This window comes from Microlunatus soli, from assembly GCF_900105385.1.
Taxonomy (GTDB): Bacteria; Actinomycetota; Actinomycetes; order Propionibacteriales; family Propionibacteriaceae; genus Microlunatus; species Microlunatus soli.
On sequence record NZ_LT629772.1, the window covers coordinates 439,432 to 463,465 of the forward strand.

Consider the following 24,034-nt stretch of genomic DNA (forward strand, 5'->3'; position numbering starts at 1 on the left):
ACACCCCTGGCAGGACCAGCTGGCGACCACTCGGCCTGACTGTCGGGGGAAGGGGAGGTCGTTCAACCCGTCGACGCGTCGCGACGCGCCAGATCGTTCTCCTCCTTGATCGCTCGTAGGTGGGACCATGACTCGACGGTCCTGACTCCGGGCAGCGCGCGGATGCGTTCGAGTGTTGCAAAGACCTCATCGTCATTGCCGACCCGAATAGTGCCGATGGCATTGCACCAGCCGACTCCGACGACCAGCGAGTCGACCTCCTCGAATCCGCAGATCTTGTCCGCAACGGGGCCGGCCTCGCCGTGCAGCTGGAGGGCGAAGCCGACCGTTCTGCCGTCACCCAGCGGATCGAGTCGAACCAACGCACCGATGTGCACCAGGCCGGAATCCAGGAGTCGGAGGACACGACTCCTCGCCGTACCTGCAGTGATTCCGGTCGCTGCGGCGAGCTCGGTGAAGGAGGCGCGACCGTCGCGCCGCAGCGCCGTCAGCAGGGCGTGGTCGGCGGCATCGAGGTCGATCGACTGCAGCGTTCCCGGAGGGAAGTACGGGTCCTTCCAGATGTGGAGGTAGTTCAGGACCTGAACGGTGTGGACGCCGGCGATGCCCTGGATCTCGGACACCGCGACAGCGAAACTCGGCAGGTCAACCGTCCGGAGTTCCGCTGTCAGGGCGAAGCGGCCGGTGGTCGTGGTGACGAATGACGATTCGGGCATCGCCGCCACCGCGGCGGCGATCTCCTGCACCGGGCCGTCGGCCCGGACAGTGACGTGCCCGAGCTGTTCGAGCCCGAAGACCGAGGGGTGAATCGCTCCGATCACGCGCACCTGACGAGCGTCCACCAGGCGCTGCACCCTGGTTCGAACGCTCGACCGGGCGAGCCCGACGTGGCGGGCAAGGGTCTCGAAAGACACCCGGCCGTCCCGCTGCAGCTCCCGGACCAATCGTTCATCAACGTCGTCAACGCCGTCCACGCTCAAGTTGTAGCACCTCGACCGAACGGTCCCCGCACCGCCCGACACGACGCACCTGATCGCCAATTACCCATTATTCGGCGCCTATTCTGCCAGATAGCCGCCGATTCCTGTCTTGTCATGCGGCAATAGGAACTGTATCGTCGCCGCGCATGAGACGAGCACCGTTGTTCGCCGGGCATCCCCGTGGACTCGGAGGACTGTTCTTCACCGAAGCCTGGGAGAGGTTCTCCTACTACGGGATGCGGGCGATCCTGCTCTATTACATGTACGGCCGGATCTCCGAAGGTGGGCTCGGCTTCCCCAGCGACACGGCGAAGTCACTGATCGCGGTCTACGGGTCGGCGATCTATCTCGCGGCGATCGCCGGCGGCTGGGTCAGCGATCGGCTGTTGGGGGCTCGCCGCTCGACCCTGCTCGGCGGCCTGCTGATCATGTGTGGCCACGTGTGCTTGGCGCTGCCGGCCGGACGTCCCGCGCTGTTCGCCTCGATGATCTTCATCGTTCTCGGCACCGGACTGCTGAAACCGACGATCTCCTCATCGGTCGGTGACCTCTATTCCGACGACACCGCTCGGCGCGACGCCGGCTTCAGCATCTACTACATGGGCATCAGCGTCGGCGCGGTGGTTGCACCGTTTGCCGTCGGCACGGTGGGACAACGGTGGAACTATCACCTCGGATTCAGTTTGGCGGCCGTCGGGATGGCGATCGGACTGGTCGTCTATCTGGTGACCTCGCGACATCTGAGTCCGGTGAGTCGGTCACCGAAGAACCCGATCGAACTGCAAGCGGTCCCGGCGGGACGCAAGGTCATCGTCGGTGCGGCCGGTTGCGCAGTTGTCGCAGCGGTTCTGATTGCCGCCGTGTCCGGTGCGCTGACCGCCGACCGGGTGGTCGATCTGGTGAGTGCGCTGTCCATCGTCCTGCCGATCGCGTACTTCGTCGTGATGTTGCGCAGTCGGCGGACTTCGAGAGCTGAACGCGCCAGGGTGCGGGCCTACATTCCCCTGTTCGTCGCCGCGATGGTCTTCTGGGTCATCCAGGAACAGGGCGCCACGGTGATCGCTCAGTATGCCGAACAGAGCGCCGATCTCCAGGCCCTCGGGTTCTCCATGCCCGCCTCTTGGTTCCAATCGGTCGGGTCACTGACGTTGATCATCTTGACCCCGGCCGCTGCGGTCCTGTGGGTGCGGCTCGGCCGTCTGCGGCGGCCCCCGACAACCGGAACGAAGTTCGCCGCCGGTCTCGCCATCGCCGGTCTGTCCTACCTGTTGCTGGTGATCCCGTCCTTGCAAGCAGGGAAGAGCAGCCCCGGATGGTTGGTGGCCAGTCTGGCAGTGGTGACCGTCGGCGAGATGTGCCTCTCGCCGATCGGCTTGGCAGCGACCAGCCGACTGGCCCCGGCCGCGTTCGCGACTCAGACGATGGGGTTGTGGCTGGCTTCGAACGCGGCCGGTCAGGGCGTCTCGGCGCAGATCGTCAGGTTCTATCACCCGGACCACGCCGCCGGCTACTTCGCTGCGGTCGGTGCTGGTGCCGTGATAGCCGCCGTCCTGCTGCTGGCAGCCGTCCCGTTGCTGCGGCGGCATACCGAGGAGGACGACGGCGGCGACACCTCGCACCAACGATCGGACGAGCCTCAGGAAGGACATCAATGAGTCGCACCGTCTTCAGCAACGGAATGATCTTCGACTCGTCGGCGCGGTCGACGTATCAGGCGGACGTGGCGATCGACGGCGACCAGATCGTCGAGATCGGCGCCGGACTCGACGGCGACGTCGAGATCGACTGCGCAGGACTAACGGTCGTTCCCGGCATGATCGACTGTCACGTTCATCTGACCATGTCCACCACCGACCTGTTCGAGACCGTGCAGCAGCCCTTCTCCCTGCAGTTCTACGAGGGTGCCCGCAACATGGCACGAACGCTTGCGGCCGGTGTCACCACCGTCCGGGACGCGGCCGGCGCCGACCAAGGAATGCGTGTCGCACAACAACGTGGTCTGATCCTCGGTCCACGGATGCAGGTCTCACTCAACATGCTGAGCCAAACCGGTGGGCATGGGGATCCGTGGTGGCCCTCGACCTGCACGATGGACCTGCTGCCGCCGCACCCCGGACGGCCGGCGATCGTCGTCGACGGCCCGGAGCAGATCCGGCACAAGGTCAGAGAACTCGTCCGGGCCGGCGCCGATGTGATCAAGGTCGCAACCAGCGGCGGGCTGGTGTCAGGCGGCGCGGGCCCGAACATCGCCCACTTCCGCGATGACGAGATCACGATGATGGTGACCGAGGCAGCGTCTGCCGGCTTGTTCGTGATGGCGCATGCCAGCGGGCCAGGTGCGAAAGCTGCGGTCCGCAATGGTGTTCGGTCGATCGAGCACGGCCACGGGTTGGACGATGAAACCCTCTCGATGATGGTCGACCACGGGACGTGGTTGGTCCCCACACTGTCCTCGGGGCTCGGCCTCCAGAACGCGATCGCCGGCGGAGCAAACCTTCCGGCCGTCGTGATCGCCAAGATCGAGGAGACTGCGGCACAGGCCGAAGACGATCTTCGTCGTGCGATCGACGCGGGAGTCCGGATCGCGATGGGCACCGACGCTCCGCTGTATCCGCACGGTCGCAATCTCGACGAGATCACGTTGATGACGCAGCACGGCATGAGTGCGGCCGACGCACTGTACGCCGCGACCGCATCGGCCGCCGAATTGTTGGGCGTGGAGGAAGATAGGGGGTCTCTCCGCCCGGGATGTCGCGCGGACCTGGTGATCATCGAGGGCGACGCCCTGGACGTCGCCCGGCTGCAGGACCGCGTCCGCGCTGTCTATCAGGACGGAATCGACCGCACGGGATCAGTGGTCGTCGACCGCTAGCCGTCATCCACCGATGCTGTGGTGTCCGAGCGGCTCCCGATCATGGTCAGCAGGAAAAGCACGACTCCGACGGCAACGGCGATGCCCCCGAACAGCCAGACGATCGGTTCCTGCTGGGTCAGCAGCAGAATGCACGAGGCGATACCGAGAATGGGCAACGGGGTCCAGGTGCGGAAGTGCCGATGGCCGACCCGGTCACGGCGGAGCACGAGGACAGCCAGGTTGGTGCTCAGGAACACGAATAGGAGCAGCAACACCACAGTCGAAGCCAAGGTGTCCAGATCGTTCACGATAGTCAACGCCATCGCGATGACCGTTGTCGCCACGATTGCCACCCAGGGCGTTCGTCGACGGGGCAGCACCCGGCTGAGCAGTCCGGGGAGGAGTCGCTGCTCGGCCATTCCGTAGGCCATCCTGCTGGCCATGATCATGGTCAGCAGGGCTCCGTTCGCCACCGCCACCAACGCCACTAGGCTGAACCCCCAGGCCGGGATGCCGACCCCGGCGGCCTTCACCACTTCCAGCAACGGGCCGGACGAGGCAGCCAGCCGCTCGGGTGGCAGGACCCAGCTGCTGATCAGGGCCACACCGACGTACACGGCTCCGGCGGCAGCCAACGCTCCGAACAGCGCCCGCGGGTAGACACGGGTCGGCTCACGGACCTCCTCGGCGACGTTGGCCGAGGTCTCGAAGCCGACGAAGGAGTAGTAGGCGATGATCGCCCCACCGAGCACGGCGGTCGCCGGATTCACCTGGGACGGAAAATCCACGACACGGAGCAAATCACCGTCGCCGCGTCCAACGAAGATCAGACCGGCGACGATAACCACGAGCAGTCCGCCGACCTCGACCGCGGTCATCACCAGATTGGACCGCACCGACTCACTGATCCCGCGAGCGTTCAATGCCGCCACCAAGATCAGGAACAGCATCGCCGCCGGAACGCTGGGGATGTCAACCAATGTCCGCAAGTAGTCGCCGGCGAAGGCTAGTGCCAGGCCTGCTGCGCTCACCACCCCGGCGGCCAACATCGCGAACCCGACCAGAAACGCGATGAGCGGTGAACCGAACGCCTTCTGCGCGAACACCGACGACCCACCGGCGCGTGGATACTTGGTGACCAACTCGGCGTACGAGCTGGCGGTCAGCAGCGCCAAGCCGAGTGCGACGATCAACGGGACCCACAGCGCTCCACCGACCTCGTCGGACAGGACACCCATCAGGGCATAGATCCCTGCGCCGAGGACGTCACCGAGAATGAACGTGAAGAGCAGTGGACCGGTAACGGTACGCCGCAGCGCCGAGCCTTGGCTCGACGCCGAACTGCTGCCGTTGGCTGCAATCTCTGTCTCCCTCAGGTCACCCATGTGCGAGCAGATACCCCGGACGGTTCGGCGGCAAACCACTGCCCCGAAGATTCACCGCCCACCGACGGGGTAACCCTCTGATCAGCAGGTGTCGCTGCCGAACGGGAGGACGGAGGTGGACGCGGTGCTCGACACCAAACGAAGGGAATTCCTGTCGCGTGGTCTGCGGGGCGCACGCAACGGCGCCGAGGCGACCGGGGCCATGACAGCGGCCTTCGCCGCGTTTGATCTGCTCGGTTGGCTCGGGCGGCTACCACCACGGCAGATCATCGAACGGCTACTCCCCGGTTCCTCCGAGCACACCCGACGGATCGCGACCGTAATCAGCCATACCGGTTACGGCGCCTTCTTCGGCGCCGGCTACGCATTCCTCCCGGGTCGCCGTTCCACCACGTTCGGAGTGATCTTCGGCCTTGCGATCTGCGCCGGCAACTACGAGGCACTGCTGCCCGCATTGAAGATCAGGCCACCTTTGCACGCCGATGACCGACGAGAGATCGCGGCAATGGTGCTCGCGCACATCGTGTACGGAGTGACCCTGCAACGGCGGATCTCACAACGCGAGCGGTCAGTCGACTTGCACTCTGATACCGACAGCTGATCCAGCACGTAATCAAGGAGGAACCATGGGAACGATCATCGGCTACATCGTCATCGGTCTGCTGGGCGGCGTCATCGCCAAGCTGATCATCCCGGGCAAGCAGCCGGGAGGCATCATCGTCACCATGTTGCTGGGGATCGTCGGGGCGCTCCTCGGCGGCTTTCTCGGCGGACTGATCTTCCACGTCAAGTACAGCTCGATCTGGAGCTGGTCGGGTCTGATCACCTCGATCATCGGAGCGCTGATCGTGCTGCTGATCTACGGCCTGATCCGCGGCCGTACGGCGCGGCGGGCCGCCTGATGATATGACGCCAGCCGAACGAAGGGCGTGGGTGCCTACGGTCGTATCGGAGCCACGCTCCTTCTCGGCCGACGGAGCGTCAGCCCGGACATCCGGATGATGATCATGCTTCGCCGATCTCCTGATCCTCGTCTGGCGGTACCTCGTGTGCCTGGTCGAGTTGGTCGGCGACGTCGGCTGCCGATGAATCGATCTCGCGATCAGGATCGTTCGTCGGCTGCGCAGGCCAGGCTTCCTGTTCCTGTTCGGCCCTGTCTGCTTCCGGAATGTCGGGGTGCTCGGTCATCTCAGCCTCCTTGTTGGGAACGCGGCCGTCGTTGTTCGCGATCCTTCTACTGCTGTTCAGTCCCAGCGCGTCGCCTGCTCGTCGAAATCCGTAGTGTGCGGCGGGATCACGCAGAATACGAGTCCGCCGGGATCGACCATCTGCCAATAGCGTCCTGCATCGCAGCTTCGCAGACGCCTGGCGCCGAGCGTCTCCAACCGATCGGCCTCTGCGTCGACGTCGTCTGTATCGACATCGAGGTGGACGCGCGGTCCGGTGTCGTCCTCCAGTCGCTGCAGTTCGATCACGATCTGTCCGGAGAACGTGCCGAGGGAGAAGTACGGGTCGCAGTCCTGTTCACCCGTTCTGCCCATCGCAGCAGCCCAGAACGCGCGACTGGCTTCGAATGACGTCGCGGGATGATCGATGAAGATTCCGCCGATCCGACTCTTGTGCATGGTGCTCCTCCTCAGAAGACGGCCTTGCCGCCGGTGACGCCGATCACGGTTCCGGACACGTAGCTGGCCTCCGCCGGTGAGGCAAGGAAGACGTACGCGGGAGCAACCTCGGCAGGCTGGCCGGCTCGGCCGAGCGGGGTATCGCCACCGAAGGTCTCCAGGTGCTCGCCCTCTTGGGTGGCCGGCTGCAGCGGCGTCCAGATCGGGCCCGGCGCGACGGCGTTGACCCGGATACCCCGCGATCCCAGCTCACCCGCAAGATTGACCGTGAAGTTGTTGATCGCGGCCTTGGTCGCTGCGTAGTCCAACAAGGTGGTGGACGGCTCGTAGGCCTGGATCGAGGTGGTGTTGATGATGCTCGACCCGCGCTGCAGCAACGGCACCGTTGCCCGGGTCAGCCAAAACAGGGCCTGCAGGTTCGTCGTCAGCACCCGGTTCAGGTCCTCGTCGCGCAGTTCTTCGATTCCCGGTGTCCGTGCCATCTGGAAACCGGCGTTGTTGATCAAGACGTCCACACCGCCGAGCGCCTGCACAGCACGCCCTGGCAACTCGCCGCACACCGTACGCTGCATGAGGTCACCGGGCAGCAGCGCGACCTCTTCGTCGGCGGCCCTGACCAATTCGGCGGTCTCCCGTGCGTCCTCTTCCTCGGAGTCCAGGTAGGAAAGCGCCACACTCGCACCTTCGCGGGCAAAAGCGATGGCGACGGCCCGGCCGATCCCGGAGTCGCCACCGGTGATCAACGCCCGAAGGCCTCGGAGACGTCCGTGCCCCACGTAGCTTTGCTCACCATGATCAGGGCGTGGGTTCATCTCGCCGGTCAGGCCCGGCGGCGTCTGTTCCTGTGTTGGGAACCCGCCGTTCTCATTCACCTTCCGCGCCGCCGCGGCGGCGACGTCGCTCGTTGATGCCATGGTTGCTCCCGTCAGCCGAGTTGGTCGTGCATCAGGTTGTCGACCGCTTCGCCTGCGCCGGCCAACCGTGCACAGTGCGCGCAGCAATACAGAGTGTTCTGACCTTCGATGCCGTGGCCGAGAATGCGGCAGCCGCAATGGGCACAATGCGGCGCGACCTTGGTGATGGCACACTCGAACGAGTCGAAGGAATAGGTCTCGCCGGTAGACGTCACGAGTTGAAAGCCGCCGACGTAGTCATTCCCGCAGGTGTCGCAGCGTGTCATGGTCTTGTGTCCTTCCCGTTTACGGTGTCGAAGCGTTCGAGACCTGGCGGATCCCTGGTTTTCTGCCTGCCCGGGGTCGCTGGGATTGGGCTTTGGCTCGACCCCGACGTCGCTGCCGAACGACGACGACCGGAACAGCGAGCGTGAGAAGGCCCGCCGCGACAACCCATAGCCGCGGACGGCCCTGGCCGTCTGCCGCCACCGACGATGCCCAGGTCGCAGCCGCGCCCAACACGGCGAGGCCGTCGCCGGACTGATGCCTGATCTGATGGGCGGCGTGTTGCGCCTGAGCCTTCACATCCAGCTTCTCCGACAACGCCTCGACGCTCTCAGTCAACCGTTCACGAGTTGCGGTGATATCGGCGTTCAACTCGTCGGCATCGGCCTCGGGGCCTGGACGATCCAATTGACCTGGATGATCATTTGCTGGGCTTGTCGTCATGGTGCCTTCCCTCCTTGACCGCGTCGACGTCGGCCTTCATACTGGCGATCAGCTGTCCCGCCGGAGGTGGCGCCTTCAGAGCTTGCCCCCTGCCGATCAAGGCGAGGATTCCGGCCACCACAAGCACCGCAAGCGAGATGATCAAGGCCGCCAGCCACCATGGCGCCACCAGTGCCAAGGCGATCATCGCAGTGGCGATCAGGCCTCCAAGCCCGAACAACGCCAGAATCCCTGCAGCCCCGAACATTCCGATGCCGAGGCCGGCGTGCCGGGCGGAATCGGCCAGGTCCACCTTGGCCAATTGCAGCTCGTCTCGGATCAGCCGCACCAGCTGGTCGGACAGGTCGGTCATCAGCCGGCCCACCGATTGATCACCTCTCGTCAGTGGTTCGCCGCCGGTGGCGCCGCGCCGTGCCGGGCTGGCATCGGCGGTCACGTTCGACCCCCATTCGAGGTGACTGTGCTGTCATCGGGGTCCGGCTCGGGCGCTCGGGGGGTGCCGTCCTCCTCGGTGAAGTAGCTCTGGTCGGCAGTGCCTTCCTGCTTGCTTTCCGGAACTCTGTCGGATGCTCTGTGCACGGCTTGGCTGGCAGTGTCCTTGGCCTTACTGGCCGCGTGGGCCGCACCGTCCTTGACGGTGTCCGCCGCCTGCGAAGCCGTGTCCTGAACCCGCGGATCGTTCCAGACCCGGCTCACTTGTCCCTTGATCTGGTCGTAGCGTTCCCGGCCGGCTCTCGCGCCGAGCAGATAGCCGATCACTCCACCCGCAACGCCGATGAGAATCTTGCCCCACATGGTGCCTCCACCTTCTTCGGATCGTGCTGTTGTCTGCGGCCTATTCGCGTGCCCTGGCCAGCGCGTCCTTGGCCCGATCGACCAGGGCAACGAACGGGCCGATCGTCCATTGCCTGGCCGGCGACCCGGCTGTGCCGGGATGGGGGCGAGTGGGCGCGATCTTCTCGACCGCCTCGATCCGGCGGCCCAACGTCCGGCGCTGCTGGAGATCGAGCGCTTCCAGCACCGGCGGAAATTCCTCGTTCTCCTCGCTCTCCGCATGCGCAGCGACTGCGCCGGCGAACTGCTGGGAATCTCGATCAAACTCCGGGCTCTCCAGCTTCAACGACTCCAACTGCTCCAGGACGGCATTGGCCTCCTGCTCCTCGGCATTGCGTGCATCGGCGATGCCGGAGGCAGCGATCGTCTCCGTCACCGGACGCAGCACCATCTCCCCGGCGGTCTCGTGCACCGCCAACAGGCCACGCAGTTCCTCGAACGCCTGCTGTCGCTGTTCGCCATGTGATAGCCGCACCTCGTCCAGAAGATCATGGATTGTCGCATGCTGGTTCAGCAGGATGGTGATCACATCGCCGTCAGGCAGCTGGCCAGCCTTGCGGCGATCTTCGGCGGCGTTGTCCATCGGATGCTCCTCTGTCAATCAAATCTCTGACGGGACAGGTACCCGGTCAGGAGGGACGAAACGTGCGGCGGGTGGAGCCGTCGTCCGAAATCCGAGACCGTACTCGGCGCGAGAGGATTCCGAGGACGTTGCTCACGGTGATGCAGGCCGTGCCCCCGCATCCAGAGTCGGATCGATGCCGGCGCGATCGACCTTGCGGTGGTAGTGCATCCCGGCCAGCCCACCGAGCACCGCACCAGCCAGGCTGACTGCTGCCAGGCCGGTGGCGACGATGGTGCCCGCAGTCGTCAGAGTGCCCTCGTTGAGCGGGATCCGCGGAAAACTGTTGATCTTGGCCAGAATGTCGAACTTCGCGCCCGCGATCAGCCCGACAACGGCGATCACAACGGCCACCAAGATCGCCCACAGCCAGACCCCGAAACCCTGCTTGACCCCGCTGAATCGGGCCATCCGGCCGGCGACGTAGCCACCGGCGAAGTAGGCCACGAACAGCACCACCAGCAGAACGGCACCTCCGGCCAGCCCAACGGTGCCAGGATTCTTCGTCGCGTCCTGTCGAAGATCACTTCCCAGTCCGATCGCCGCCCCGGTCGCGCCGATGATCGCAGTCAGCAAGAGTGAGGCCCCGGTCGCGGTCAACCAACCGAAGAAGGCGCTACCGAATTTCATTCCACCGTAGGCTGCACGCTGAAGCCCGACGACCGTTCGACGCCCGCTGTCAAAGTGCTCACCACCGGTGCGCGTAGCCCCGTGCTCCTCGGCCGCGATGGGGTGAGATCGCGGTCCCTGCTCGTGCCCTGCTGTGCTCATAGTTCAGTGCCCTTCGAACCCCGTGGCCCGAAGCGCTGCTGCTTCGCACTGGATTTTGTTGATCATGACCTGGCCCCTACTTCCAGCCGTCGTCCGTGTCTCGGTCACCGGCTCGATCGGTAGCCTCGTCGACCGCCGGCTCATCGGCCCGATGGGGCGCGGTGCCGGTCGACTTGTCCGTTGAATCCGCGCCGCCACGTTGGACCTCTTCGATGTCGGAGAGTTCCGACACCTGTCGTTCACGCTTCTTCGGCTCCTCGCGTGGAGTACTCATAAGCGGCCAGTACCCGTCGTCGGAGTCTGTAACCGCGTGTTCGAGACGGGTCAGCTGACCGCGGGATACTCGTTGGGTTGCAGGATCGAGACAAGGTGTGCCGCATTCGCGGCGAGCGTCCCGGTCGTGGTGGCCACCTTCTCCGGTACCGCCGCCAGATCCTTGAAGTCGGTGGTGTGCATCGCCTCACCATTCCAATACACGCCGGACTGCGCGGGCACGGTGAAGCCTACGTCGTTCAGCGCCTGCAGGGCGATCGCGATGATGTGGTGCGCACCGTCCTCGTTTCCCACCACTGCGACGACGGCGACCTTGCCGTAGGTCAGCGGCCTACCGTGATCGTCGGTCTCGGACAATTCGGCATCCAGCCTCTCGAACACCCGCTGGCAGACACTGCTGTGCTGCCCCAGCCAGGTCGGTGTGGCGAGGACCAGGATGTCGGCAGCCAACAGCCGCCGACGGATCTCCGGCCAGGCATCACCGTCGCCCATGTCGGCCTCGACCCCTGGTCGGACATCATGATCGACGACGCGGATCATCGACCCGTTGACATCGTGTTCGGCCAGCGCATCGAGCACCTGCTGGGCGATCAGCTCGGTACTCGATGGGGTGGGTGACGGGTTGAGCGTGCAATTCAGCGCCAGTGCAGTGATAGACATCAGAGTTTGCTCCTTGGATCGTCGCGAATCTCTGCTACCCCGATCACCTGGAGCCAATCGCCTCAGCGGGCCGTCCAGAACCGGTGCCCGACGACCTGGTTGGGTAAACAGCCGGCATGAGCGATGAACCGGCGGCCACGGCAACAATCCGGACGAAGGTCCCTGCTCGGCTTGATCGACTGCCCTGGTCGCAGTTCCATCGACGGGTGCTGGTCGGCTTGGGAACCGTGTGGATCCTGGACGGACTCGAGGTGACCATGGTCGGGTCGGTTGCCTCCCGGCTCACCGAGAAGGGCAGCGGTCTAGGTCTTACGGCCGGACAGGTGGGGGTCGCCGCGGCCGTCTACATCGTCGGCTCCTGCCTCGGCGCACTCGTCTTCGGCCAACTCACCGATCGCTTCGGCCGCAAGAAGCTGTTCCTGATCACTCTGGGTCTGTATCTGTTGGCGACGGTGGCGACGGCGTTCTCCTTCTCCGCTTGGTACTTCTACCTCGTCCGGTTCTTCACCGGCGCAGGAATCGGCGGTGAATACGCCGCGATCAACTCCGCCATCGACGAGCTGATCCCCGCACGCGTCCGGGGCCGGGTCGACCTGGTGATCAACGGAACGTACTGGCTCGGCGCCGCCGCCGGCTCGGGGCTGGTCGTCTTCCTGCTGTCCTCGATCTTTCCCGTCGATCTCGGCTGGCGGTTGGCCTTCGGCATCGGTGCTGTACTCGCCCTGCTGATTCTGGTGGTCCGCCGTCACGTTCCGGAGAGTCCGCGCTGGCTGTTCATCCACGGTCGCAAGGACGAGGCCGAGCGGATCGTGGACGACATCGAGCATGACGTCGCCGAGCACTCCGGGCAGCCGCTTTCCGTGCCGGAGCAGGAGATCGCCATCCGACAGCGGCGCAGCATCTCCTTCATCGAGATCGCCCGGACCGCGGTCACGCTGTATCCCAAGCGGACCGTGCTGGGATTGGCTCTGTTCGTCGGTCAGGCGTTCATCTACAACGGCATCACGTTCAACCTCGGAACGCTGTTCAGCGGCTTCTTCGGGACATCGTCGGACGTCGTTCCGGTCTTCCTGGTGATCTATGCCGTCGGCAACCTGCTGGGACCGCTGCTGCTCGGCAGGCTCTTCGACACGATCGGCCGGAAGCCGATGATCAGCATTGCGTACTTCGGTTCGGCGCTGCTCACGCTCCCACTAGCCGCCGTCTTCTACTTCCAGTGGGGCGGCGAGCCGGCCTTCGTCGCCGCGCTCTCATTGACGTTCTTCCTCGCCTCCTCGGGCGCCAGTGCTGCGTACCTGACCGTCAGCGAGATCTTCCCAATGGAGACTCGGGCTCTGGCGATCGCCTTCTTCTATGCGATCGGCACTGGCCTGGGCGGCATCGTCGGACCGCTGCTGTTCGGCTCACTGATCGACACCGGAGAGCGCGGCCCGGTCGCGATCGGTTTCCTGATCTCGGCCGGCGTGATGGCACTCGGCGGCCTCGCCGAGGTGACCCTGGGTGTGCGTGCCGAGCAGACTGCACTGGAGGACATCGCCAAACCGCTCACTGCCGCCGACGCGGTCCCCTCCGATGAGCGAGCCCGTTCGTGACGGATTCCTAATCGGGGCTGCGGTCTTGGTCGGTTCCCCGTTTCGGGTCGGGGTTGCTACCCCGGCCGGGCTCTTGATCTTGATCCGGTTCGAGAAGGTCGGTCAGCACATCAACCGGATCGTCCTCACGCCCAGGCAGGTCGGGTCCTGGATCTAGGTACGGGAGTTCTGTCTCAACAAGAACTTCCTGCAAGCGTTCGTTCACAGCGTGAGCAAGGACGTCCCGCTCGAACGACGCCAACGTGCCCAGGCCTTGCAGGAACGCCTCCACGTCGAAGACGTCGGCATTTCCACCCAGCGCCACGTATCGCAGCCACAACTGTCGCAACGACAGGCCACTCAGCCGGATCGCGGCATCGAATCGCTCCGCGTCCTGCCCGTCTGCAGTCATTCCTCTGCCGCATCGTTCTCGAGCTGCCGTTGTGCATCAACCGAGGCGACGAGCCGCTTGGCGACCTCGGCAACTCGGCGATTCGTGCGCCGCGACACCGCAACAAGCATTCGGAACGCCGCGTCGGCGCTGCCGGCACCTTGGGCAAGCAGAATCCCCTTGGCCTGGCCGATCACGTCACGATTCTCCAAGGCCAGCGTCATTTGCTCGGCCAGCTCACGCGTCTGCGTCACCGTCTGGGTGTTGGCCAGCAAGATCGCCGCTTGATCAGCGAACAGGGCCAACAAAGCCGCCGACCGGGCGTCGAAGGCTCCGACTTCATCGGAGTAGACCTTGATGGCGCCGATCGCATCCTGGCCAGCCAACATCGGGGCGCTGAGCACCGACAGAACGCCCAATTCCCGTACAGAACCGCACCACTGCGGCCAACGTGATTCGGTCACCACGTCGTCGATCCGGACAAGCTCATGATCACGCCACGCCGTCAAGCACGGGCCGGCGTCGAATCGGTACTGCAACGCGTCGGCCTGCTCCACGACAGCGTCGGTCGCAGCGGTCGTCCGTCGCCCTCGCTGATCGGCAATGGTGACACCCGCGCCCACACTGGCGGGGACCGTCTGCGCCGCGAGTCTGGCAACCAGATTCAACGCCGTCTCGACTGTTTCGGCGGACAGCAGCACCCCGCCCATCCGAGCTAGGACCGCAGCCAACTCCGTCGCCAGTCCATCCGCTGCAACGGCGGTTGCCTCGGGTTCCTGGGCAGGCACACTCATTGTCTGATGACTCCTTCACTCCACCACGCCCCGACGTGGCGAAGTGCTCGGCCATCGGGTGCCTCTCTGCTGTCTGACCCGGTTGCCGCGAACCGCATTCGGCCGGCGACATGCAGATTGTTACCCGCTCCTCAGCCGGTCAAACCGGGGACCTGTCATGGCGTTTCTCACCAGGGGCCATCATCCTGCATTCCCGACGACTCCGGTGTCCGAAGTTGATCTTCGAAAGGATGCGGCTATCGGCATCCTTGGTGGCGCCTGGGGATGGGTGTTCACCGGGAGCCGTGGCCAGGTGTTCGTCGCTGCCTCGCCCCGAGAGGCGACGCCATCAACAGGACACCGTGAGCCGTCCTGGTTCAATGGTCTGGTGATGACCGACGAGATTGCAGAGGCCGTGGCAGTGCTGCGCGCCGGTGGTTTGGTCGCGTTGCCGACCGAGACCGTGTACGGGTTGGCTGCTGACGCCACCAATATCGCCGCGGTCCGACGAATCTTCGAGGCCAAACAGCGGCCAGCGTCCCATCCGCTGATCGTCCACATCAGCGGCGCCGACCAGCTGGCCGACTGGGTCACCGAGGTGCCACCGACCGCCCGACGGCTTGCCGAACGCTTCTGGCCCGGGCCGTTGACCCTCATCCTCCCGCGTGGCGAACGTGTCCCGGCCGAGACCGCCGGCGGCCTGGCGACGGTGGCGATTCGGGCTCCTGACCATCCGCTCGCGCAAGCGCTTCTGACCGCCTTCGGCGGCGGGATCGCCGCACCATCGGCCAACCGGTTCGGATCGATCAGCCCAACCACAGCCGACGACGTTCGGACCGAACTCGGCGACGCCATCGATTTCGTTCTCGACGGCGGCCCCTGCCAGGTCGGGGTCGAATCAACCATCGTCCAGATCGTCGACCACACACCCAGCATCCTGCGGCCGGGCGGAGTCAGCCGAGAACAGCTCGAAGCGATCTTGGGTGAACCGGTCGCGGTCCCGGCAACCAGCCCGACCCCGGTGCCCGGACAGCACCCAACACACTACGCACCCCGGGCCAAGGTCGTCCTGGTCAAAGCCGGGCAGCTGATCAGCGCAGCCGTCCGAGCCCACCAGCAGGGCCATCGCGTCGGCGTCCTGATCCCACCCGACGTTTCCGACACTGCCCTCACCACGGCACATGCACAGATCACGGTCCCCGAATCGATGCAGACCTACGCCCACGAGCTCTACCGATTCCTGCGCGAGTTCGACCATCAGGGGTGTGACCTGATCATCGCCTCACTCCCCCAGTCTCGCGGCCTCGGATTGGCGATCGCCAACCGCCTCACCCGCGCCGCCGGCCCCCGGAACGACCACGGACCGGCGACCGATCTCTAACGGGTTACGCTGCCCGACTGCCCGACTCCTCGGCTGTCTGGGGCGGGCCCCTCCGACACGGGCCGATCAGGGCGCACAGGAACCTGCAGCATCCCGACAAACGAACGGCCCCGCCAGATGATCAAGGAGATGACGAGGCCGCTCTGTGGCAGGACCAGTGCCACAGCGAAGACGATACCCGCAGGCGACAAGCTCAAGATCAACTTCTTCGACACGGAGGGTGTCCCGGAGTTCGGTGATCGCGATCTCGGCTCGGCGGTAAACCTGTCGACCGCCCACCTACCAAGATCTGGTGAGACCATCGGTGCACACCAATGAAGGAACGTGGAAGAGGGGGCCGACGACCGGATGGACCGTCGACAGGTCAGGTACTGTTCCGGTGGGCCGGATCGGCCCGTGCCGGACGGTTCCGTCTCCGTGAGACCGTGACGGAACCGTCCACCGAAACCGTCACCTGCCGCATGTCGTGGCGCCACACCGAGCCGTTCTTACATCCGTAGACGGCTGCATCGAGTGGCGTCGAAGACTGCGAGATTGACAGCTCTCCATAATCCGCGCATAGCATCGCGCCAGTCGCTTGGTGTTGTGCTTCGGCGCACGGGAAGGTTGTCGGTGATGACGAATTCCACAGCCATCGAACGTACCGGGGTCTCTACACGCGACCCGGACGAGGCCAACGCGTTGATCGAGCAGATGTATGTCGGTCACGTCCCGGGACGCCCTCTCACCAGGCCGGCACCGAGTTCCCGGTGTTGTCGGCAACGGCCGGAGACCTCTCGTCTGACCGGGTCCGGCAGGGCATATCGGCCCGCACCGTGCAGATCGCGACGTACTGGTCACCGGGGATGCACTGGTCACCTTCGACCCCCTATGCAAACGCGTCGGACCGCAGATCGTCGCGCCGGCAGCCACCGCCGACCGCGCTCAGAACCTCGCGTCGCTGGACACATCGGCCGACACCGATGCGCGGACCGTGCTGCCGAAGCAGGGCCGACGTGGGCCCAGGGCATTCGCAGTGCCCTCGATCGAACCACCAGCCGTTCCAGGCGATGATCAGAGAAATTCGTCCTCATCCGTGACATGCTCGTTCTCCTGCACGATCGCGCTGATCAGCCGCAGGGTGTGCTCGGTCTGAGCGGGCGGAAGTGGCCGACCGTGGGCAGGACGATGTTGCGTGCTCCGGCCAGCCGGCCGGTCTCGGGGACGTGCGGATCGAACACGCTGTAGAGCGAACTGATCCGGCCGTTGACAGCGGTTTCCGAGCTCAGCGCCTGGATGATCGGAGCGCTCGGACCGAACATCCGGACACTGGAAAGCAGAAACAGGTTCGCATACCGGGACCCGGAGAAGGGTGTGTTGATGGTGATCACGTGCCGGATCCGGTCAAGCGCATCGGTTTGGCCCAGGACCTGCTTGGCGATCAATCCGCCCTTGCTGTGAGCGATGACGGTCAGGTCGCGGAGTTTCTCGCGCTCGATGTAGTCGCCAGCGATCGCAGCCATGTCAGGAATCGCTCCGGTGTTGTAACCCAGCTTGTCCAGCACATGGACCGGTCGCCCATCCCGGAACAGGTGTTCGGCGACGGGCTGCATGAATCGCCAGCTCTCGAAAACGCCTGGAATCAGCAGTACCGGCGATCGCGGTGCCGTCAGGGGATGCAGACGCAGGTCCGGCTTTCCTCGCCCCGCGACCGCACGAAACATCCAGTAGGCCGCGTAGCCGTAGTCCATCAGCCAACCGGACAACTTCTGCCCGATTGTCGGGGACGAAGCCGTCGTCACCTTAGCCATCTGCGAGTCCTTCCTCGATCGACCGCGCACCGCACCGGACCACGCGACGCGACCGGCGGTGCGTGTCGGCGAAGCTTGCGCCGCCGACGCCGTCGGTGTCGCCATGGTCGGCCGTCGAGGAACCTTCGGCGGGCTTCCGTTCGCCGCCGAACGCGTGTGTCGAGACCACGACATGGTGGACGGGCGGTCGCTGCGGTCGTTGTCGATCGGTCGACGGATGAACCTTCCGAAGTGGTGTTGATTCCTGGCCTGTGCGCTCCGCCGTATCTGTACCCATGGATCCGGTGCCTCGCACGCTGGCACGCGCTACTGTTCTCGACCTGCCGGGTTGTCGAGCTGGGCGATTCTGGATTTCGGCCAGTCGGCCGGTCCGATAGGCCCGCCGGAGAAAGCCGTAGTCCTGAGGACTCGAGGCAGATCGCGACAGAACCTTTGGCTCACGACACCCGATCTGACCTGAGGTCAGTGGCCACCGTGCGACAGTGCGGTCCGACTGGCATACTTGCTGCTATCCGCGTGTCAAGAAGGCGCATGCGCGACCGGTAACAAGTCCCGTTGAGAAGCGAACTGGCTCGATTCGGCAGTGGCGGCACTGCGACTGCCGGATGATCATGCGCTGTTTTCATCGGGTCTGGTGACTGCGGCCGGCACGTTCTCGGCCCGGAACGAGGCTGAGATGACATTCCAGGAGTTCTCGCTGAGCCAGGCCGACGACTTCGCCCAACTCGCGGCGCAGCTACTGGCCGAACAGCAGGAACAACCCACCCTGGCCCGCATCGTCACATCCGCAGTACAGACCGTCGACGCCTGCGACTACTGCAGCATCAGCCTGCACGACACCGATGGCAACCTCACCGTGCCCGCCTCAACTGGACCCATCGCCGAACAAGCCATGACACTCCATAACGACCTCAACGAGGGACCGGGACTGGACACCACACCTGCGCTGGGCATCCTCAACATCGATGACGTGGCCGGAGACCACCGCTGGTCACAGTGGGGACCCACGGCCGCCGGCCTCGGCGTGGGATCGATGCTGGGCATCCACCTCGAGACCGCCCGGCCGACACCAACGGCAACTCTGAACCTGTTCGCAGAGAAACCCCATGCATTCGACGCCACCGACCTCGCCGTGGCCGGCATCTTCGCCCGCCTGGCCGCGACGGCGATCAACACCGCACGCCACGAAGAAGGACTCCGGGCAGCGGCGCTGTCCCGACAAACCATCGGCATCGCCCAAGGACTACTGATGCAACGCTTCGGGCTCACCATCGACCAGTCCTTCGAACTTCTCCGCCGCTACTCCGCCGACCGCAACATCAAACTCCGCGTCCTGGCCGAACGACTCGCCGACACTGGAGGCATTCCCACCGTCGGCAACGCCTCCGACAGCCTGGAACAGGCCTTCGGACTCCGCCCACCCGACCGCGACCCTGCCTGACAACTGCCCGCCGATCCGCCCAGGTGCCGTGATCACGATGTGATGGTCCGTGAGCCGGTCGCAGCGCCGGCTTCTACCCGGTGTTCTGCAGACCGGCAGCGACGCCATTGACGCTGAGCAGAAGGATCCGGCGCCATTTGGCCTCCTCGGAGTCGTTGCTCGACCCAGCCCTGAGTCCCCGCAGTGCTCGCAGCTGGATCAATGAGAGTGCATCCACGTAGGGGGACCTCAGCTGCACAGCCCGCCCAAGTGTCCTGTGTCCCGCCAGCAACCGCTCTTGACCGGTGATCTCAACGATCCAGTTCCGAGTGAGTTCCATTTCGTCGAGGACGAGCTGGGCGAGGTCGGGGCGCTCACCGAGCGCGAGATAGCGTTCAGCGATTCTGCTGTCGGTCTTGGCCAAGGACATCTCGACGTTGTCGATCATGGTCGAGAAGAGGGGCCAGCGCCTGTATGCATCCCGCAGCCGTTGACTATCGCCGACGCTCTCCAATGCCGTCCCCAGTCCGAACCAGCCAGTGAGATTGATGCGTGCCTGCGTCCAGGCGAACACCCACGGAATCGCCCGCAAGTCCTCCAGCGACTCCATGGAAAGCCCTCGCCGTGCAGGGCGCGAACCGATGGCCAGCCACCCGATCTCTTCCTGAGGTGTGACGGTGGCGAACCACTGCGGGAATCCGTCTGCTCTGACCAGCTCGAAGAAACGCCGCCGCGAGCTTTCGTCCATGATCGCGGCGATGTCGGCGAAGTCGTTCGAGGCGGTCGCATTGCGCTCTGAGATCGACGGCGTCGACTGCAGCAGCGTCGCCGCGACGACCTGCTCGATGTGGCGAGCTGCGATCGTCGGGTCGCCGTACCGGGCGAAGATCACCTCGCCCTGCTCGGTCAACTTGAACCGGCCGTCGACCGAGCCCGGCGGCTGTGCCAGGACAGCGCGGTTGGCTGGGCCACCACCACGACCGAGCGCGCCGCCACGGCCATGGAAGAGGGTCAGGACGATCTCGTGTTCCTTGGCCCAGGCCGCAATCCTGCTTTGCGCGTCGTACAGGGCCAATGTTGCCGACACTGGGCCGACGTCCTTGCTGGAGTCGGAATAGCCCAACATCACCTCAAGCCGGCGGCCGGTCGCGGCCAGTCGGTCCCGCACCTGCGGCAACTCGATCAGGCCGTCGAGAACCGTCGTCGCGTTCTGCAGGTCTGCAAACGTCTCGAACAGAGGAACCACGTCCAGCACCGGAGCCTCGGCGGCCGACCCGAGCGCGACGTCGGCCAACCGGTACACGTTCGCGAGATCCTCGGCGCTGCGAGTGAAGGAGACGATGTACCGCCTCGCTGCCGACGGACCGTACCGATCCTGGACCGCGGCGATCGCGCGGAAGGTCTCCAGGACCTCTTCGCTCTGATCCGACAGCGAATCGCCACCGGCGATCTCGGCCAAGGCTGCGGCGTGGACGGCCGAATGCTGCCGGACCTCGAGCTCCGCCAAGTGGAAGCCGAAGGTCTCGACCTGCCAGATCAGATCCTGCACATCGCCGTAGGCTCTCCGGACGTCACTCGAGGCCAACGAATCCTGAACCACATGCAGATCCGACAACAACTCCTCGACCGACGCGTAGGCGAGATCAGCATCCCGCCTCCGGGTAGCAGCGATTCGTTCAGCAATAGCCAGCAGAACTCGACGATGTGGTTCGTCGGGTGATCGGCTGGCGATCTCGTCGGTGATGTCGCCCGCCATCCGCCGCTGCCGCGACCAGAGCCTAGAGAGTCCATCCGACGGAGGCGTGGTCGCGGCCTCGAGCGTCAACGATCGACCGATCCGAGTCGCGGCCCGTTCCAGCCCCAACAGCACATGCTCGGCGCCGATGGCTGCTGCACTACGGGTGATGGTCGCGGTGACGTTGGGGTTACCGTCCCGGTCTGCACCGATCCATGACCCCAGCCGCAGAAACGCGGGTACCACCGGCGGATGCGGGACGGTCGGATCGTCGGCGACCAGGTCGTCCAGCGCCCGATAGATTCTCGGCAGTGCGGTGAACAACGTCTCGTCGAAAATGCCCATCGCCGTACGCACCTCGTCCAGCGGAGTCGGCTTGTCCAGTCGCAGCGGTGACGTTCGCCAAAGCGTGTCGATCTCCGACAGCAGGTCGCGAGTGTTGACCGCCAGTGCCGGACCACCGGTCCTCGGGTCGTCGCGTCTGGCGATCAGCTCGCTGATCCGCCGAATGCAGGCGGCAACCGCACGACGACGCGCTTCGGTCGGATGGGCCGTGAACACCGGACGGAACTCCAGCGCAGCGACCCGGTTGAGTGTCTCCCGGTTGCCCAATTCTGCACGCAGCTTGGCGATCGCGGCGGCGGTCGAGTCCTCCTGGCCCGAACCGTTGCCGGATGTGGCTCGAGCACGCAACACGCGAATTCTGTGGTACTCCTCTGCCAGATTGACCAGATGGAAGTAGCAGGTGAACGCCCTCGCCACTGCTTCGGCTCGATCCATTGACAGCCCGCCGACAAAGGCCTCCGCTGCGTCGAACGCCGCAGAACCGGCTTCGGTGTAGGCGCGGATGGCCAGTTCGCGCAGACGCTCGACATCAGCGAGCAGGTCCGGCCCGCCGCTCTCGGCGATCACCGTTCCCAGCAGCTCTCCCAGCAGATGCACATCCTGCCGCAGCGCCTCTGGCATCTCTGAGACCGCATCGGAGCGCGATCCGGTCGAGATCCGGTGCGATGCGGTGTCGTCGGCGTCCAGTGGCTCTTCGGTGTCGACCTGCTCATGGTCGTCGCGTGATTCAAACACGGCCTGGAGAATATCGGGGGCATCCGCGGAACCGCTCAGGTGTCTCGCCAGAGCCCGGGCCTGACCTGCGCGCGCGACGCGAACGCAGCCGGCGACAAATCCGCGTCCGATCCGGATCCACATCTGCTTGGTGCGCACGGTTCGCCGTCGTGTGGGGTGAATGGTCAAGGCTTCTGTGGGTTCTCGATAATGTAGTTGACCTTGCCACAAGGGCAGGATGCAGGCTCAGCTCCGCGGGTGCAGTCAATCCCTCGATCGGAGCAGCAAGGGAGCAAGAATATGTTCCGTTTCCTCTCAGAAGTTACCGACGTCGTCGCGAGTTAACGTCCGGAGCTTTACGCGATCCTCGGCGAGGTCGCCGCCGCCGGCTTCACCGGTATCAAACATGCGTGTGCGAGACGAACAGGTCGGAATAGGTTGGACGGTCCCGTCTCGTTTCGACGAGACGAGACCGTCCGCCATGGGCCGATCAGGGCCATGGGAAATTCTAGCCAAGCCGTTCTGACTCACCCCGTTGGGGCCTGAATGGCGTTTCCACGAGCGACTCGCTGTGCACCCGCTGTTCCTGTGGCGTCTCGCCAACCACAGACAGCGGACTCGCTGCTCGACCATGATCATTTCGGAGCGGCTTGGAGATTTCGCTGGGTCATGAGAGACGTCTTGCTTCCGGACGGCCACTGGGGCCCGGACGTGGCGGTGCTCAAATGGGTGCTCCTCCGGCGTTGGAGTACCGGCGATGGTCATAGCCCCGGCCTTCAAGCCAGCCGCGCCGTTGAGCAATTCGAGTCGCAGACCGCAGACCATGATCGCTGTCCTTCTCCGGCCTGTCTTGTTGAGCGAGAGAACTCCGACTCTCACGATGTTGATCTTGATATTCTCCTTGGCATTCACGATCACCGGATGCCCTCGTTTTGGCGACCGTATGAAGCGTCGTGCCGCACATCAAGACGTTCCAGCTCGTGGGCAATCGCCTTTTAGCATGCCCACGTCAGGCGGTCAAACGTCCGATCCTGTGCACCGAGCGACACGTCCTGATCCTTGCGCTGCTCGGACTACCGATGTCCCAGCAGATCCCAGAAAACCTGATGTCGCTCGGACAGCGCCATCGCCACCTCGCGCGACACGTCCGACGAGAGACGTGCAACGAGGTCACCGGGCTCGAGCCAAACCATTTCCACGCCCACCAGCCTGTCACCGGTATCAAACCGCTCTGCGAGATTCCAGGGCGCTTCGTCCACGTCGGTCTTCTTGTTAGGTGGAGAGGTCGAGATCGGTGGGGACCTCCTCGACGGCCAGGTCGGTGCGTAGCCGCAGGTAGCGCAGCCTATGGCGCCAATGATCGGGGCGGCCGTCGGCATAGGCGGCGGCAACGTCGACGCGAATTTCAGCAACGACGTCCGGCACGACGCGCTGGTAGTCGCGGGCGGTCCGCTCCTGCCATGACGGCGGCAGCTGCGCCGGCCAGGGATGGTCATCAGCCGCTGTCCGGATCGCCGCTGCGACAGCCGATGCCTCGGCTGGTTGCAGATCGACACTGCGGCCGGCGATGTGGAGCTCGCCGTCGGTGGTGTGGATGCGGCCGAAGACCAGCCCGTCGGGAGCCTCGAGAGGGCCGGTAATGGCGCCGATGATCACGTCGGTGGTGTCGTAGTGTTTGATCTTTTCCCAGCCACGCTGCCCCGGTCGGTACAGTTCATCGGCACGTTTGGCCACGATGCCTTCGACCCCAACCGACGCCAGCCTGTCCAACCACTGCAGAGCAGTGTCTCGGTCATCGGTCTGCATGCCGACCATGATCATCTTGGAATCCGGGGAGATCAGTTCTTCCAATCCACGACGGCGGTGACGCAACGGCAATCGGATCTGTGCGACACCTGCGGTCTGCAGCAGGTCGAAGGCGATCAGGTGGCAGGGTTCGCGACGAGACAGCCGCGCGGCGCCGACGGGGGTGGTCCGATTCCGCCGTTGTAGGGCCTCGAAGTCGAGATATCCCTCGTCCGCCCAACGCACGATCTCACCGTCGAGCACACTTGTCGGCGGCAGCTGGTCGGCCACCGCGCCGGCAATCTCGGGGAAGGCCGCGGTCAAGCTGGTTCCCCGGCGTGACCACAAACCAGGATTGCCTTCGGAGTCGGTCGCGGCGATGCAGCGGAAGCCGTCCCACTTCGGCTCGAACAGCCACCCCTTCCCCGCCGGAAGCCGACCTACCATCGCCGCCAACATCGGCCGGGTATCGGCCGGCGACACCACGGGCCGGGCCGCCATCG

General features: G+C 65.0%; 26 protein-coding genes. 7 read left to right on the forward strand and 19 right to left on the reverse strand.

Annotated elements, in window-relative coordinates:
* Nucleotides 1-62: 62 nt before the first annotated feature.
* Nucleotides 63-974: an Lrp/AsnC family transcriptional regulator gene (locus BLU38_RS01970; RefSeq protein WP_091519041.1), complete on the reverse strand. Its 912-nt coding sequence runs from the start codon at nt 972-974 to the stop codon at nt 63-65.
* A gap of 152 nt (nt 975-1,126) precedes the next feature.
* On the opposite strand from BLU38_RS01970, the gene BLU38_RS01975 reads away from it, so the two are divergent.
* Nucleotides 1,127-2,635 (forward strand): peptide MFS transporter, encoded by a 1,509-nt coding sequence (locus tag BLU38_RS01975; RefSeq protein ID WP_091519044.1) that lies wholly within the window; start codon nt 1,127-1,129, stop codon nt 2,633-2,635.
* Complete coding sequence (locus BLU38_RS01980; RefSeq protein WP_091519049.1) at nt 2,632-3,852, forward strand: metal-dependent hydrolase family protein; 1,221 nt, start codon at nt 2,632-2,634, stop codon at nt 3,850-3,852. The genes BLU38_RS01975 and BLU38_RS01980 overlap by 4 nt, the downstream gene beginning before the upstream one ends.
* Here the strand turns inward: BLU38_RS01980 and BLU38_RS01985 are convergent.
* A complete protein-coding gene (locus BLU38_RS01985) occupies nt 3,849-5,219 on the reverse strand; it encodes an APC family permease (RefSeq protein WP_091519053.1) in 1,371 nt (456 codons plus the stop codon). The genes BLU38_RS01980 and BLU38_RS01985 overlap by 4 nt on opposite strands.
* 124 nt (nt 5,220-5,343) lie before the next feature.
* Here BLU38_RS01985 and BLU38_RS01990 point away from each other — a divergent pair, with 124 nt between their 5' ends.
* Entirely contained in the window at nt 5,344-5,820 is a 477-nt protein-coding gene (locus BLU38_RS01990) for a DUF6789 family protein (protein WP_157683153.1), read from the forward strand.
* A 25-nt stretch (nt 5,821-5,845) separates the two neighbouring features.
* Nucleotides 5,846-6,121, forward strand: coding sequence for a GlsB/YeaQ/YmgE family stress response membrane protein (locus tag BLU38_RS01995; protein ID WP_091519061.1), 276 nt, complete (start codon nt 5,846-5,848; stop codon nt 6,119-6,121).
* Between the two features lie 103 nt (nt 6,122-6,224).
* On the opposite strand, the gene BLU38_RS02000 is transcribed toward BLU38_RS01995, so the two are convergent.
* The 11 genes from BLU38_RS02000 to BLU38_RS02050 form a co-directional block, all read right to left on the reverse strand.
* Nucleotides 6,225-6,407, reverse strand: coding sequence for a hypothetical protein (locus BLU38_RS02000; RefSeq protein ID WP_091519066.1), 183 nt, complete (start codon nt 6,405-6,407; stop codon nt 6,225-6,227).
* 56 nt (nt 6,408-6,463) lie between these two features.
* Complete coding sequence (locus BLU38_RS02005; RefSeq protein WP_091519070.1) at nt 6,464-6,844, reverse strand: VOC family protein; 381 nt, start codon at nt 6,842-6,844, stop codon at nt 6,464-6,466.
* Nucleotides 6,845-6,855: 11 nt separating this feature from the next.
* Nucleotides 6,856-7,758, reverse strand: a complete 903-nt coding sequence (locus BLU38_RS02010) for an SDR family oxidoreductase (RefSeq protein WP_091519073.1) — start codon at nt 7,756-7,758, stop codon at nt 6,856-6,858.
* An 11-nt stretch (nt 7,759-7,769) separates the two neighbouring features.
* Complete coding sequence (locus BLU38_RS02015; protein WP_091519076.1) at nt 7,770-8,024, reverse strand: hypothetical protein; 255 nt, start codon at nt 8,022-8,024, stop codon at nt 7,770-7,772.
* Nucleotides 8,025-8,043: 19 nt separating this feature from the next.
* Nucleotides 8,044-8,466: a DUF3618 domain-containing protein gene (locus tag BLU38_RS32230; protein WP_091519079.1), complete on the reverse strand. Its 423-nt coding sequence runs from the start codon at nt 8,464-8,466 to the stop codon at nt 8,044-8,046.
* Nucleotides 8,444-8,902 carry a phage holin family protein gene (locus BLU38_RS02025; protein ID WP_197679954.1) on the reverse strand — a complete coding sequence of 153 codons (459 nt, stop codon included), beginning with the start codon at nt 8,900-8,902 and terminating at the stop codon, nt 8,444-8,446. Before BLU38_RS02025 ends, BLU38_RS32230 begins: the two co-directional genes overlap by 23 nt.
* Nucleotides 8,899-9,261 carry a YtxH domain-containing protein gene (locus BLU38_RS02030; protein WP_091519081.1) on the reverse strand — a complete coding sequence of 121 codons (363 nt, stop codon included), beginning with the start codon at nt 9,259-9,261 and terminating at the stop codon, nt 8,899-8,901. The genes BLU38_RS02025 and BLU38_RS02030 overlap by 4 nt, the downstream gene beginning before the upstream one ends.
* A gap of 40 nt (nt 9,262-9,301) precedes the next feature.
* Entirely contained in the window at nt 9,302-9,883 is a 582-nt protein-coding gene (locus tag BLU38_RS02035; RefSeq protein ID WP_091519084.1) for a hemerythrin domain-containing protein, read from the reverse strand.
* A gap of 132 nt (nt 9,884-10,015) precedes the next feature.
* The gene (locus BLU38_RS02040) at nt 10,016-10,552 is read right to left on the reverse strand and encodes a hypothetical protein (RefSeq protein WP_091519087.1); all 537 of its coding nucleotides are present in this window, start codon (nt 10,550-10,552) and stop codon (nt 10,016-10,018) included.
* 217 nt (nt 10,553-10,769) lie between these two features.
* Nucleotides 10,770-10,967 (reverse strand): hypothetical protein, encoded by a 198-nt coding sequence (locus BLU38_RS02045; RefSeq protein WP_091519091.1) that lies wholly within the window; start codon nt 10,965-10,967, stop codon nt 10,770-10,772.
* 50 nt (nt 10,968-11,017) lie between these two features.
* Nucleotides 11,018-11,626: a flavodoxin family protein gene (locus BLU38_RS02050; RefSeq protein ID WP_091519094.1), complete on the reverse strand. Its 609-nt coding sequence runs from the start codon at nt 11,624-11,626 to the stop codon at nt 11,018-11,020.
* A 116-nt stretch (nt 11,627-11,742) separates the two neighbouring features.
* Here BLU38_RS02050 and BLU38_RS02055 point away from each other — a divergent pair, with 116 nt between their 5' ends.
* A complete protein-coding gene (locus tag BLU38_RS02055; protein ID WP_091519097.1) occupies nt 11,743-13,218 on the forward strand; it encodes an MFS transporter in 1,476 nt (491 codons plus the stop codon).
* Between the two features lie 7 nt (nt 13,219-13,225).
* On the opposite strand, the gene BLU38_RS02060 is transcribed toward BLU38_RS02055, so the two are convergent.
* Together BLU38_RS02060 and BLU38_RS02065 are read right to left on the reverse strand one after the other, a co-directional pair.
* The gene (locus tag BLU38_RS02060) at nt 13,226-13,609 is read right to left on the reverse strand and encodes a hypothetical protein (RefSeq protein ID WP_091519100.1); all 384 of its coding nucleotides are present in this window, start codon (nt 13,607-13,609) and stop codon (nt 13,226-13,228) included.
* Complete coding sequence (locus tag BLU38_RS02065; RefSeq protein ID WP_172836046.1) at nt 13,606-14,298, reverse strand: GAF and ANTAR domain-containing protein; 693 nt, start codon at nt 14,296-14,298, stop codon at nt 13,606-13,608. The genes BLU38_RS02060 and BLU38_RS02065 overlap by 4 nt, the downstream gene beginning before the upstream one ends.
* 454 nt (nt 14,299-14,752) lie before the next feature.
* On the opposite strand from BLU38_RS02065, the gene BLU38_RS02070 reads away from it, so the two are divergent.
* Nucleotides 14,753-15,742 carry an L-threonylcarbamoyladenylate synthase gene (locus BLU38_RS02070; RefSeq protein ID WP_091531676.1) on the forward strand — a complete coding sequence of 330 codons (990 nt, stop codon included), beginning with the start codon at nt 14,753-14,755 and terminating at the stop codon, nt 15,740-15,742.
* Between the two features lie 1,109 nt (nt 15,743-16,851).
* Here BLU38_RS02070 and BLU38_RS02080 read toward each other — a convergent pair.
* Complete coding sequence (locus tag BLU38_RS02080; protein ID WP_157683154.1) at nt 16,852-17,532, reverse strand: esterase/lipase family protein; 681 nt, start codon at nt 17,530-17,532, stop codon at nt 16,852-16,854.
* A 676-nt stretch (nt 17,533-18,208) separates the two neighbouring features.
* On the opposite strand from BLU38_RS02080, the gene BLU38_RS02085 reads away from it, so the two are divergent.
* Nucleotides 18,209-18,973, forward strand: a complete 765-nt coding sequence (locus BLU38_RS02085; protein ID WP_157683155.1) for a GAF and ANTAR domain-containing protein — start codon at nt 18,209-18,211, stop codon at nt 18,971-18,973.
* Between the two features lie 73 nt (nt 18,974-19,046).
* On the opposite strand, the gene BLU38_RS02090 is transcribed toward BLU38_RS02085, so the two are convergent.
* The 3 genes from BLU38_RS02090 to BLU38_RS02100 form a co-directional block, all read right to left on the reverse strand.
* On the reverse strand, nt 19,047-21,767 hold the full coding sequence (locus BLU38_RS02090; protein ID WP_231920139.1) for a phosphoenolpyruvate carboxylase: 2,721 nt from the start codon (nt 21,765-21,767) through the stop codon (nt 19,047-19,049).
* Between the two features lie 1,052 nt (nt 21,768-22,819).
* On the reverse strand, nt 22,820-23,005 hold the full coding sequence (locus BLU38_RS02095; protein ID WP_091519119.1) for a hypothetical protein: 186 nt from the start codon (nt 23,003-23,005) through the stop codon (nt 22,820-22,822).
* A 13-nt stretch (nt 23,006-23,018) separates the two neighbouring features.
* A complete protein-coding gene (locus BLU38_RS02100) occupies nt 23,019-24,032 on the reverse strand; it encodes an ATP-dependent DNA ligase (RefSeq protein WP_157683156.1) in 1,014 nt (337 codons plus the stop codon).
* Nucleotides 24,033-24,034: the final 2 nt, after the last annotated feature.

Excerpts from the sequence above, each read along its gene's own strand:
- BLU38_RS02000 (WP_091519066.1), bottom strand. The coding sequence starts at position 6,407 with ATGACCGAGCACCCCGACATTCCGGAAGCAGACAGGGCCGAACAGGAA.
- BLU38_RS02100 (WP_157683156.1), bottom strand. The coding sequence starts at position 24,032 with ATGGCGGCCCGGCCCGTGGTGTCGCCGGCCGATACCCGGCCGATGTTG.
- BLU38_RS01980 (WP_091519049.1), top strand. The coding sequence starts at position 2,632 with ATGAGTCGCACCGTCTTCAGCAACGGAATGATCTTCGACTCGTCGGCG.
- BLU38_RS02015 (WP_091519076.1), bottom strand. The coding sequence starts at position 8,024 with ATGACACGCTGCGACACCTGCGGGAATGACTACGTCGGCGGCTTTCAA.
- BLU38_RS02055 (WP_091519097.1), top strand. The coding sequence starts at position 11,743 with ATGAGCGATGAACCGGCGGCCACGGCAACAATCCGGACGAAGGTCCCT.
- BLU38_RS02045 (WP_091519091.1), bottom strand. The coding sequence starts at position 10,967 with ATGAGTACTCCACGCGAGGAGCCGAAGAAGCGTGAACGACAGGTGTCG.
- BLU38_RS02010 (WP_091519073.1), bottom strand. The coding sequence starts at position 7,758 with ATGGCATCAACGAGCGACGTCGCCGCCGCGGCGGCGCGGAAGGTGAAT.
- BLU38_RS02005 (WP_091519070.1), bottom strand. The coding sequence starts at position 6,844 with ATGCACAAGAGTCGGATCGGCGGAATCTTCATCGATCATCCCGCGACG.
- BLU38_RS02070 (WP_091531676.1), top strand. The coding sequence starts at position 14,753 with ATGACCGACGAGATTGCAGAGGCCGTGGCAGTGCTGCGCGCCGGTGGT.
- BLU38_RS02085 (WP_157683155.1), top strand. The coding sequence starts at position 18,209 with ATGACATTCCAGGAGTTCTCGCTGAGCCAGGCCGACGACTTCGCCCAA.
- BLU38_RS02040 (WP_091519087.1), bottom strand. The coding sequence starts at position 10,552 with ATGAAATTCGGTAGCGCCTTCTTCGGTTGGTTGACCGCGACCGGGGCC.
- BLU38_RS01975 (WP_091519044.1), top strand. The coding sequence starts at position 1,127 with ATGAGACGAGCACCGTTGTTCGCCGGGCATCCCCGTGGACTCGGAGGA.
- BLU38_RS02030 (WP_091519081.1), bottom strand. The coding sequence starts at position 9,261 with ATGTGGGGCAAGATTCTCATCGGCGTTGCGGGTGGAGTGATCGGCTAT.
- BLU38_RS02080 (WP_157683154.1), bottom strand. The coding sequence starts at position 17,532 with ATGGCTAAGGTGACGACGGCTTCGTCCCCGACAATCGGGCAGAAGTTG.
- BLU38_RS02050 (WP_091519094.1), bottom strand. The coding sequence starts at position 11,626 with ATGTCTATCACTGCACTGGCGCTGAATTGCACGCTCAACCCGTCACCC.
- BLU38_RS02060 (WP_091519100.1), bottom strand. The coding sequence starts at position 13,609 with ATGACTGCAGACGGGCAGGACGCGGAGCGATTCGATGCCGCGATCCGG.
- BLU38_RS02035 (WP_091519084.1), bottom strand. The coding sequence starts at position 9,883 with ATGGACAACGCCGCCGAAGATCGCCGCAAGGCTGGCCAGCTGCCTGAC.
- BLU38_RS02065 (WP_172836046.1), bottom strand. The coding sequence starts at position 14,298 with ATGGGCGGGGTGCTGCTGTCCGCCGAAACAGTCGAGACGGCGTTGAAT.
- BLU38_RS32230 (WP_091519079.1), bottom strand. The coding sequence starts at position 8,466 with ATGACGACAAGCCCAGCAAATGATCATCCAGGTCAATTGGATCGTCCA.
- BLU38_RS01995 (WP_091519061.1), top strand. The coding sequence starts at position 5,846 with ATGGGAACGATCATCGGCTACATCGTCATCGGTCTGCTGGGCGGCGTC.
- BLU38_RS01985 (WP_091519053.1), bottom strand. The coding sequence starts at position 5,219 with ATGGGTGACCTGAGGGAGACAGAGATTGCAGCCAACGGCAGCAGTTCG.